Source organism: Acinetobacter sp. YH12136, from assembly GCF_013418545.1.
In the GTDB taxonomy this organism is placed as follows: domain Bacteria; phylum Pseudomonadota; class Gammaproteobacteria; order Pseudomonadales; family Moraxellaceae; genus Acinetobacter; species Acinetobacter towneri.
Map to the genome: position 1 here is coordinate 1 of NZ_VPBV01000048.1, position 9,343 is coordinate 9,343.

A 9,343-nucleotide genomic window follows, 5' to 3' on the forward strand; every position below is an offset into this window, starting at 1 on the left:
AACTGTAAAGCGTATATTGCAAGAACGGACTGACCGCTACAAGTCGGAACTGACCGACTCAGGCTCTAGTTACACGCTTGGCAACAAGACATTAACAGAGTGCGAATTAGTCCTTGACTATGTTTGACTACATTTTAAGGAACAGAAATAGCGATGTGGAAAGGATTTCTAGCAGGTTTGGTGGTTGCCAATGGTTTTGAATGGGTGGCACATAAATATATTTTGCACGGAACGCATCGAGCAGGGCAGCGCCGTTATAGTCCTGTGCCTGAAAGTATGAAATCACATTGGGAACATCATCGTGAAGTGCGTAAAACCAGTTTTCACGATCATGGCTATGTCGAAGGGATTCGCAACTGGCGTACCAAAAATGAAATTGTGTCTTTGGCTGTGGTGGCAACGGTGGCCAGTGGCGTGTTCTATCCAATTTCTAAGGGTATGAGTTTGGCTGCGCTATATAGTGCTGCGAATTATTATTATATTCACCGTCGTGCGCATTTAGAGCCAGAGTGGGCAGTTAAGAAAATTCCGTGGCATTATGACCATCACATGAACAGCAATCAGGATGCGAACTGGTGCGTGACCAAACCGTGGTTTGATTATATTTTAGGAACGCGAGTCATTTCAGCCCCTGCCTTACAGGAGCAAAATCCGTTAGGCATTGCCTTACCTCGGGTGATTGCACAGGGTTTAAACCATCTGTCTGCTGCATATTTTCCTGCCAAATGGGTCGAGAAAAAATTAGCTGTGGCAGAGCAGTTATCTTAACTGTATTGCAGCAAATGAAGGTTTGTACTGACAGCTTGGGCAAGTCTTGTCGCAAATGGTCAATGTTTTTGGTGTTTTTGGTCAATATTTCAGCTAAAGCTCTGCGTATATTGTGTGCAGTGAAATATCCACGGATGTTTCGGTTGAATATTGTGTGATGATAAATTGATTTTGTTGATTATTTTTTTATAAGTCTATTTAAAAAGATAAAAGAACCTCAGCGCTGTGGTTTTTTGAGTTGATAGGAGTCTTCGGACTCCTTTTTTTCTGCCTAAATTTTACCTTTACTTCAATTTTAAGCTAAAAAAAGTGCAATCCTCAGATTGCACTTTTCACAGTTCGTTTGCACTATGATTTTACAAACGCATTTCAATGCCTTGCGCTGCCAAATATTGTTTGGCTTCTGGAATAGTGTGCTGACCAAAGTGGAAAATTGAGGCAGCTAGTACCGCATCTGCACCGCCTTTTAAAATACCATCGGCCAAGTGCTGTAAATTACCTACACCGCCAGACGCAATGGTGGGTACAGTTACACGGTCATTGATGGCACGCATGAGCGCCAAGTCATAGCCTGCTTTGGTGCCATCGGCATCCATTGAGGTGACCAACAACTCACCTGCGCCGTAGTCCGCCATTTTCACAGCCCATTCAATTGCGTCAATACCAGTGGGTTTACGACCACCGTGGGTGAAAATTTCCCATTTGTTATCACCCGTTTTTTTCGCATCAATAGCAACCACAATACATTGTGCGCCAAAACGTTGTGAGGCTTCTTGCACAAATTCTGGGTTAAACACGGCTGCAGAGTTAATGCTGACTTTATCTGCACCTGCGTTCAATAATAGGCGAATGTCTTCAACCTTGCGCACGCCACCACCAACGGTGAGGGGCACGAACACGGTTTCTGCCATACGTTCTACGGTACGATAAGTCGTATCACGACCATGATGGGTAGCGGTAATGTCTAAAAAGGTGATTTCATCGGCACCTTGTTCATTATAACGACGCGCCACTTCGACAGGGTCGCCCGCATCACGAATATCAAGGAATTGCACGCCCTTAACCACGCGACCATTATCTACGTCTAGGCAAGGAATAATACGTTTCGCTAGCATAAATTTTTCCAATTATTACAGCCGATTATGAAACTCACCCACACAAGCGCTACACCTTGGCAGATGGAGCGGGTATTCTATCAAACTTAGCTCAGGTTTTTCGCAGGTTTTCTATGTCGGTTTATACTCCTTTGACTTTAAAGGAAGTTCAGGTCTTTGCAGCGCCTTATGGATTGGAGGTGGTCGAGCTGATTCCCATTCAAGGGGGGATTCAAAATACCAATTATTTTTTGCGTTGCGACAATCAAAACGAGTACGTGCTGACCATTTTTGAAGAATTAGATCAGCAAGCGGCAGGCGAATTAATTCCTGTATTACAGCATTTGGGGCAAGCGGGTTTGCCTGTGGCAGTGCCTTTATCCTATTCGGGACAAGCCATTCACCAATTAAAAGAAAAACCTGCACAAATTGCACCGCGTTTAATTGGGCAGCATCCGACACTGGCAACAGTGGCGCAAGTGGAAGCGATTGCGATTGCACAAGCCAAAATGCATGTGGCCTTACAAAATTTTCCTTTGCAGCGCGATCATGTACGTGATCACGCTTATTGGGCAGGGGTCGCACGCCAATTAAAACCAAGCATGCATGTGGCCGATCAAGCCTTACTGTCCAAACTTTTGGGCTTGTATGAAGCCTTAACCGCAGTCTATCCGCAGCGTCCTAAAGGTTTTATTCACTCGGATTTATTCCGTGACAATACCTTGTTTGCAGATGATCAGTTGCAAGGCATTTTAGATTTTTATGAATTAAATCAAGATGAATTGCTGTTTGATATTGCGATTACCCTAAATGATTTTTGTACCGACTTTCCTGAGTTGAGCTTAAATGAAAGCAAGGCGATGGCATTTTTAAATGCCTACGAAACCGTGCGTCCTTTAACCCAAGACGAAAAGGCTTGTTTAGAACTGTATTTGGCAATGGCGGCAGGACGTTTTTGGTTAATGCGTTTGCAGGTGGCTGCTAAAAATGCGGCAGAAGGGCGGACAGGCGCAGATATTCTGCAGAAAAATCCAGATGAAATGCGGAATATGCTGATTGAACGCTTAAAGTTTGTGACAGCTTGAGGGATATAGAACATGCGTGATCAAGGGCGTTTAGTCGAATGGTTTGATGAGCAGGGTTATGGGTTTATTCAGCCGAATGACCACCAAAAAGATCGCGTGTTTTTACACATTAAGGACTTCGCCCGACAAGGTCCACGTCCAATTGTGGGCTGTGCCTTAGAATACACAGTGACTGTGGATGAGCGTGGACGTTACCGAGCGCAGCAAGCGGTGTATTTAAAAGCTTCGCAGACCAAGGCGGCAAAGGCATCTGCTGTGAGTACAAAAATATCCAACAGCACGCAAAAAATGCAGCCGATGCAAATATTGTGTGTGGCTTATATTGTTGCTTTGGCTTTGCTGATGCTGTTGGGATTGCTCAGTGGTATGTTGTTATTATTCATCAGTTTGATGAATGCGCTGAGTTATTGGCTGTATGCACAAGATAAAGAAGCTGCACAGCAGGGTGGACGTCGTATTCCTGAAAATAACTTGCATATTGTGGCTTTTTTAGGGGGTTGGCCTGCAGCATGGTTAGCACAACAAAAATTACGCCATAAAACACAAAAACAACCCTTTGGTAAGATTTATTTTTGTACGATAGGCTTAAATATCTTTCTGATTTTATGGATGATTTCTCCGTTGAATCAGCTTAACATCTAATTGGGAATATTGTTCCAGTAACAGGCTTGTCAGGTGCATTATGTCAGACGCAGAGCATTCATATTCAGTAGATCAAGACCCACATCGTTCATTGACCATGATTTTATATGTGCTGTATATCGTGGCGATTTTTTCTGCGGGGATATTGGCCGTGATTGCCTTAATCATCAACTATTTAAAACGTAGTGATGTACAAGGTTCAATTTTTGCCAGTCATTTTACTTGGCAAATTCGCAGCTTCTGGTGGTATCTGTTTTGGAATATTGTGGCCTTTGTGCCGTTCTTTTTGGTGTTCTTTAGTCCAGATGCGCAAAGCTTTGCCAGTATGACTTTGGCTGCGACACTTTTCTGTATCGCAGTAGTTGCTATTTCATGGTTATGGATGGTTTACCGTGCCATACGCGGTTTAATTCGTGTGAATGACAATTTACCGATGTATCATTAAATCCACGTTCATTGGTCTTTTTAAAATTTTTTGAGCGATCTCGCCGAGATGCTGTTTATTCAGCTTTTTGGGAGCATGAGTTACGTTTAAAAAATTTTGGTCGCCATTCGCTGACCAGCACGCCTAAAACCACCAGTAGTCCACCGAACAACGCCAGAACTGCCAAGCGCTCGCCTGCCAAACGTCCAATCAATGCGGCCCAAACAGGCTCACCTGCATAAATAATAGCAGCTTGCGCAGGGTCTACTTGTCGTTGCGCCCAGTTCATCACCAATTGAATCACGGCACTGGCAATGCCTAAGCCGAGCAAAACAGCAAGGAGTGACCACTGAAATTCGGGCAATTGAGTTTCTCCAACCCATGGTGCAATCGCAAAACACAATAACGATGCACAACCCAGTTGGATGAGGGTAACGCGCTTTAAATTGACCCGATTGGCAAAATAGCTAATTAAAATAATTTCAAAGGCAATCGCAATTGAACCGATTAAAGTAATGGCTTGTCCAAAACTTAACTGAATTGCGCCTAAGCCATTGCCTGTTAAAAAGACCAAGCCTACAAATGCCAAAATAGCACCCAACCAAGTCATGACATGCGGACGTTGATCAAAGCATAACCATAGCAGCAGCGGCACAAGCGGGACATACAGCGCAGTCAAAAATGCAGATTCACTGCTGCTGATACTTTGTAAACCTATAGTTTGGGTGGCATAACCCAGTGCAATCACAGCACCAATTGCAAAACCTGCAAAAACTTCATATAGGTTGATCGCACTTAAACTACGCCATGACAGCAGTGCAACGGCTAACGTTGCTGCAGCAAAACGTAAGGCCACAAATAAAATTGGGCTGCTGAAATTTAAGCCATATTGCACCGTAATAAAGGTCGCGCCCCAAATCAGCGTGATGAACATTAACGCCAGTTGTGGAGCTTTATGACGCAATGTATGGGTAAGATGAGACATAAAAACGGATAAAAAATAGGTGAGGAAGCGCAAAAATCAATAAAAAAGAGGTCCGTAGACCTCTTTGAGCATCTCAGAACCAATTACAAGGCTTGTTCATCTAACAGCAATTGCGCTTCACGCAGGCTTAAAGTGCCTTCATAAATTGCACGACCTGTAATAGCGCCTAGAATGCCTGGCTGACCTTTTAAGTTGCGTACGTCATCTAAGTTGGTTACACCACCCGATGCAATCACAGGCAAGCCTGAATATTGCGCTAAGTTTACGGTTTGCTCAACGTTTACACCTTGCATCATGCCGTCACGGGCAATATCGGTATAGACAATGCTAGATACGCCTGCATCGGCAAAACGTTTGGCTAAATCAGTCGCTTTGACGTCAGTCACGTTGGCCCAGCCATCGGTTGCCACCATGCCATTCATGGCGTCAATTCCGACAATAATGTGTCCTGCAAACTTTTTGCATGCTTCTTCTACAAAAGCAGGCTCTTGCACGGCTTTAGTGCCAATAATCACGAAAGACACGCCAGCATCTAAATAGTGTTCAATGGTTTCGAGTGAACGAATACCACCACCAATTTGAATTGGAAGCTCAGGTTGTGATTTTGCAATGGCTTCGACCACAGGTTTATGAATTGGCGTACCTGCGAAAGCGCCGTTTAAATCGACTAAATGCAAGCGACGCGCGCCTTCATTTACCCAGTGCTGTGCAGTCGCCACTGGATCGTCAGAAAATACAGTATCATCTTCCATACGACCTTGTTTTAAACGAACACACTTGCCATCTTTCAGGTCAATTGCAGGGATGATCAGCATGCTTTCGCTCCTTGCCAAAAACTTATTGAATTCAATCTGTGCATCTTAACAAAGTATTGTTAAATCTCTAAGCATCTGTTGCAGGTTTTGTTTTAGATGGGCGAATCCGCAATTTGAGTGAACTGTTGGGAATGTGATCGGGCAATAAACCTAAACGCCCTAATTCTTCAAATACCAATACAGGTGCGTAGGCATCGGCAGCGGCATAGGCAATTTGCGCTTCGCTAAGTGATTGACGTGCCCAGTTTGAGGTGCTGATGCTTTTACTTTTGGGAAAATTCACATGAAATAACAGGGCCATGGCATTTTTGAGCCCCAATGGACTTTTAAAGCCAAAACTGCCAAAACACTTGGATAATTCAATCACGCTATTCAACTGCATGCCTTTTTTACGAAATAAATGGGCATCATTTTTAAGCCCAAAACCGACTTTAATTTGATCCCGATTGGCAAAAATCGGTTGTAAAAATTGCCAAATATCGGCATTGACCTGAAATAAATAGGCTTTTTCTAGCGTTGCCAGTTGAATTAAATGCGGGCCCGTAGACACTTCACCGACATTAAAGGTGGGTTTAGATTCGGAGTCGAAACCCAAAACGGCTGCGGTTTTTAATTCTGCTTCCACTTCAAGGCATTGTTCCAGCGTTTGAATCAGCATAATCTGCGCGCGGGGCAGATTTTCAAAGTGTGGTAATTGTTGAATTTGCTCAGGGCTTGGCAGGGTGCGCAAACGGGTTTGATCCATAATATTCAAAGCGGTAAAGAAGCCGTTTTAGCCTAAAGAATTTTGCAGAATTTGGCAAAGTCTAAAATATTGAAATATCACTTTGCTTGAAAATTTTAAAAGTTAAAAAATAGCCCAAGCAGTGTGGACTATTTTAAACTTCAATGGGGTATGATTTAGGCCGCTATGCCATAAAGCCAGAAAATAAGCCGCCAAGGATTGCCAAAATAATTAGGACAATGAAAATCCAAGCCAGTACTTTTTCCCAACCTGCGGTTGGACGTGGCGCACCATAGCTATTCTGACGGTCATCGCCCGAGGCAAAGATCAGATATAAACCCAGAATAATATTGACCACAGGCACTAAAATCAGCAAAGACAACCAACCCGTATGATTGCGGTCATGTAGGCGGCGGATGGTAAAAATAAAGCTAAAGTAGAATGCAACGATATAAATAATAACAAGTAAGATCATGCCAATGCCCATAGAGCCTGAGCTTAGATCGACCAAAAGATTAGGTGCAATAATTGCAATGACTAAAATAAGCAGGGTCAGTGCGAAACTGAGTAAGCAGTTCCAAGCTAAAAAAGACATGCGACCAAAACGCCCCGTTGCACTCAGTGCAGAATCTTCTACATATTGACTCATTGTTGTAATTCCTTGGTTTTTAAATTGAGTTAAAATTTTTTTGAATTAAAGGTATAAAAAACGTGCTAATTTTAAACAATAAAATAGCAGATGAAAAGTGAAAAACATTCACGCAAAAATAAAGCCGAGATTCACTCGGCTTTAGAAAAAATTCAGTGCTTTGAAAAACTTAAATTTTCCATTCCACAAAATTTTTAAGTAGCTGTAAGCCCGCAGTATGGCTCTTTTCAGGGTGGAACTGCGTTGCAAACAAGTTATCTTGATGCAGTGCAGTACAGAAGGTCAGACCATAATCACAGGTTGCAGCCACAATGCTGTCATCTTGTGGTTCAACATAGAAACTGTGCACGAAGTAGAAACGCGCGTCTTGTTCAATGTTGTTCCACATTGGGTGGCTCGGGTCATGTTGATGTACCTGATTCCAACCCATGTGCGGTACTTTTAAGCCTTCCACTTCTGGAAAGCGTTTAACCGTACCAGCAAAAATACCCAACGCATCTGCACCGCCATTTTCTTCAGAACGTTGCATCAAGGCTTGCATGCCCACACAAATGGCGAGTACAGGCTTATTAAAGACTGCATTACGTACCACCTCATCAATTCCTGCTTCATGCATGCCCTGCATACAGTCACGCATGGCACCCACGCCAGGAAAGACGATTTTATCGGCTTGTGCAATCAGTTTTGGATCATTGGTGACATCCACCGTGGCACCCACATGCTCTAAAGCTTTGGCTGCCGAGTGTAAATTTCCCATGCCATAGTCAAGAAGGGCAATTCGGGTCATTAGAGTGTCCCTTTGGTCGAAGCCACAGTATTTTCAGCACGTGGGTCTACTTCACATGCCATGCGTAAAGCACGTGCAAATGCTTTAAATACGCTTTCAATTTGGTGGTGGCTGTTTTTGCCTTTAAGATTGTCAATGTGCAGCGTCATTAACGCGTGGTTGACAAAGCCTTGGAAGAATTCTGAGAATAAATCTACATCAAAGCTACCAATGCGCGCACGGGTAAATGGAATATCCATAAATAAACCTGGACGGCCTGATAAATCCACCACGACACGGCTTAAAGATTCATCGAGCGGTGCATAAAAGTGACCGTAGCGTTTTAAACCTTTTTTATCACCCAAGGCTTGAGCAAAAGCTTGTCCAAGCGTGATCCCGCAGTCTTCTACGGTGTGGTGATCATCAATTTCCAAGTCGCCATCACAATGAATATCAATATCAAACAAACCATGTCGCTTGATTTGATCAATCATATGGTCTAAAAATGGAATGCCAGTATTGAGTGTGCCTTGACCCGTACCGTCCAGATTCACACGAACTCGAATTTTAGTTTCGTTGGTATTTCTTACCACTTCACTGATACGTTGGGTCATAGACACGTTCCTCAAAAAACGTCAAAAATGATTGATGTAAATATGTTTTCGCTGTGACGAAGTCTCAGCATATTAGATTGCTCAGGAGGGTTAATCAATGCCTATTACCGTACATGCCTATACTTCACTAGAAAATAACGAAGTGCGCAGCCAGCTTGAGCGACTGTATGATACCAGCCCTGAATTTGGCGATGGGCAAGATGCGGTAAGCCAACTTGAGCAGAACTTAGCTCAGTATACCCTACTTTACACGGCAGAATTTAATACTAAAGTGATTGGTGCGATTTGGTGCACAGGGCAAGATGATCATCGTACGCTTGAATATATTGTGGTGCATCCTGCAAACCGTGGTCGAGGTGTGGCAGATCGTTTGGTGAGTGAGGTGTGCCGTATGGAAGAAGCCAAAGGTGTGCAGCACTTTCAGCCGGGTTGTGGTGCGATTCATCGTTGTTTGGCGCATTTGGGTAAGTTGTGAGTTTTTAAAAAGCTGACGTTGTGTCTGTCTTTTCAGTTTATCCGTATAGGTCAAAATTAAATTAGTATCGAAAATCCCTTCTCTTGCGCCATATATGGCTCAGGGATGAGGAATATCTTCCGTAAGAGGATGATGGGGGATTGAAGTATGGTTTTAATCGGATTTGTGAAAGAAGTTTATCCACTGGAGCGTAAAACCTCGTGGTTCAGCACGAGGATATAAGCGACTGGAGTAAACCATATGAACGACACGAAATGTCGTTTTAAATACTTGTAATATAGTCACTATTAAGAAAAATACTG

General features: G+C 43.3%; 12 protein-coding genes. 5 read left to right on the top strand and 7 right to left on the bottom strand.

Annotated elements, in window-relative coordinates:
- Positions 1–153 precede the first annotated feature (153 nt).
- Positions 154–768, top strand: coding sequence for a hypothetical protein (locus FTU71_RS13935; RefSeq protein WP_154320231.1), 615 nt, complete (start codon positions 154–156; stop codon positions 766–768).
- Between the two features lie 356 nt (positions 769–1,124).
- Here the strand turns inward: FTU71_RS13935 and hisF are convergent, their stop codons facing one another.
- Positions 1,125–1,883, bottom strand: a complete 759-nt coding sequence (gene hisF, locus FTU71_RS13940) for an imidazole glycerol phosphate synthase subunit HisF (RefSeq protein WP_004974384.1) — start codon at positions 1,881–1,883, stop codon at positions 1,125–1,127.
- 113 nt (positions 1,884–1,996) lie between these two features.
- On the opposite strand from hisF, the gene FTU71_RS13945 reads away from it, so the two are divergent.
- The 3 genes from FTU71_RS13945 to FTU71_RS13955 are packed head-to-tail and all read left to right on the top strand — an operon-like array spanning position 1,997 to position 4,034.
- Complete coding sequence (locus FTU71_RS13945) at positions 1,997–2,947, top strand: homoserine kinase (RefSeq protein ID WP_179996676.1); 951 nt, start codon at positions 1,997–1,999, stop codon at positions 2,945–2,947.
- 12 nt (positions 2,948–2,959) lie between these two features.
- Positions 2,960–3,589 carry a DUF1294 domain-containing protein gene (locus FTU71_RS13950; protein ID WP_004974388.1) on the top strand — a complete coding sequence of 210 codons (630 nt, stop codon included), beginning with the start codon at positions 2,960–2,962 and terminating at the stop codon, positions 3,587–3,589.
- Positions 3,590–3,629: 40 nt separating this feature from the next.
- Complete coding sequence (locus tag FTU71_RS13955; protein ID WP_180112112.1) at positions 3,630–4,034, top strand: hypothetical protein; 405 nt, start codon at positions 3,630–3,632, stop codon at positions 4,032–4,034.
- A 55-nt stretch (positions 4,035–4,089) separates the two neighbouring features.
- Here FTU71_RS13955 and FTU71_RS13960 read toward each other — a convergent pair whose 3' ends face one another.
- The 6 genes from FTU71_RS13960 to hisB form a co-directional block, all read right to left on the bottom strand.
- Complete coding sequence (locus FTU71_RS13960) at positions 4,090–4,998, bottom strand: DMT family transporter (RefSeq protein ID WP_180112113.1); 909 nt, start codon at positions 4,996–4,998, stop codon at positions 4,090–4,092.
- 83 nt (positions 4,999–5,081) lie between these two features.
- Positions 5,082–5,813, bottom strand: coding sequence for a 1-(5-phosphoribosyl)-5-[(5-phosphoribosylamino)methylideneamino]imidazole-4-carboxamide isomerase (hisA, locus tag FTU71_RS13965; RefSeq protein ID WP_168526034.1), 732 nt, complete (start codon positions 5,811–5,813; stop codon positions 5,082–5,084).
- Between the two features lie 67 nt (positions 5,814–5,880).
- Complete coding sequence (locus FTU71_RS13970; RefSeq protein WP_168542174.1) at positions 5,881–6,558, bottom strand: 3'-5' exonuclease; 678 nt, start codon at positions 6,556–6,558, stop codon at positions 5,881–5,883.
- Positions 6,559–6,721: 163 nt separating this feature from the next.
- Positions 6,722–7,186: a DUF805 domain-containing protein gene (locus tag FTU71_RS13975; protein WP_180112114.1), complete on the bottom strand. Its 465-nt coding sequence runs from the start codon at positions 7,184–7,186 to the stop codon at positions 6,722–6,724.
- A gap of 169 nt (positions 7,187–7,355) precedes the next feature.
- Positions 7,356–7,973, bottom strand: coding sequence for an imidazole glycerol phosphate synthase subunit HisH (gene hisH / locus FTU71_RS13980; protein ID WP_104852663.1), 618 nt, complete (start codon positions 7,971–7,973; stop codon positions 7,356–7,358).
- Positions 7,973–8,566 carry an imidazoleglycerol-phosphate dehydratase HisB gene (gene hisB, locus FTU71_RS13985; protein ID WP_004974403.1) on the bottom strand — a complete coding sequence of 198 codons (594 nt, stop codon included), beginning with the start codon at positions 8,564–8,566 and terminating at the stop codon, positions 7,973–7,975. Before hisB ends, hisH begins: the two co-directional genes overlap by 1 nt.
- 97 nt (positions 8,567–8,663) lie before the next feature.
- Between hisB and FTU71_RS13990 the strand changes: the two genes are divergently transcribed.
- The gene (locus FTU71_RS13990; RefSeq protein WP_180112115.1) at positions 8,664–9,041 is read left to right on the top strand and encodes a GNAT family N-acetyltransferase; all 378 of its coding nucleotides are present in this window, start codon (positions 8,664–8,666) and stop codon (positions 9,039–9,041) included.
- Positions 9,042–9,343 lie beyond the last annotated feature (302 nt).

What these genes read in the sequence shown, in the direction of transcription:
- hisA (WP_168526034.1), bottom strand. Translation starts at nt 5,813, where the DNA reads ATGCTGATCATCCCTGCAATTGACCTGAAAGATGGCAAGTGTGTTCGT.
- hisH (WP_104852663.1), bottom strand. Translation starts at nt 7,973, where the DNA reads ATGACCCGAATTGCCCTTCTTGACTATGGCATGGGAAATTTACACTCG.
- FTU71_RS13950 (WP_004974388.1), top strand. Translation starts at nt 2,960, where the DNA reads ATGCGTGATCAAGGGCGTTTAGTCGAATGGTTTGATGAGCAGGGTTAT.
- FTU71_RS13935 (WP_154320231.1), top strand. Translation starts at nt 154, where the DNA reads ATGTGGAAAGGATTTCTAGCAGGTTTGGTGGTTGCCAATGGTTTTGAA.
- FTU71_RS13975 (WP_180112114.1), bottom strand. Translation starts at nt 7,186, where the DNA reads ATGAGTCAATATGTAGAAGATTCTGCACTGAGTGCAACGGGGCGTTTT.
- FTU71_RS13990 (WP_180112115.1), top strand. Translation starts at nt 8,664, where the DNA reads ATGCCTATTACCGTACATGCCTATACTTCACTAGAAAATAACGAAGTG.
- FTU71_RS13945 (WP_179996676.1), top strand. Translation starts at nt 1,997, where the DNA reads ATGTCGGTTTATACTCCTTTGACTTTAAAGGAAGTTCAGGTCTTTGCA.
- hisB (WP_004974403.1), bottom strand. Translation starts at nt 8,566, where the DNA reads ATGACCCAACGTATCAGTGAAGTGGTAAGAAATACCAACGAAACTAAA.
- FTU71_RS13960 (WP_180112113.1), bottom strand. Translation starts at nt 4,998, where the DNA reads ATGTCTCATCTTACCCATACATTGCGTCATAAAGCTCCACAACTGGCG.
- FTU71_RS13955 (WP_180112112.1), top strand. Translation starts at nt 3,630, where the DNA reads ATGTCAGACGCAGAGCATTCATATTCAGTAGATCAAGACCCACATCGT.
- FTU71_RS13970 (WP_168542174.1), bottom strand. Translation starts at nt 6,558, where the DNA reads ATGGATCAAACCCGTTTGCGCACCCTGCCAAGCCCTGAGCAAATTCAA.
- hisF (WP_004974384.1), bottom strand. Translation starts at nt 1,883, where the DNA reads ATGCTAGCGAAACGTATTATTCCTTGCCTAGACGTAGATAATGGTCGC.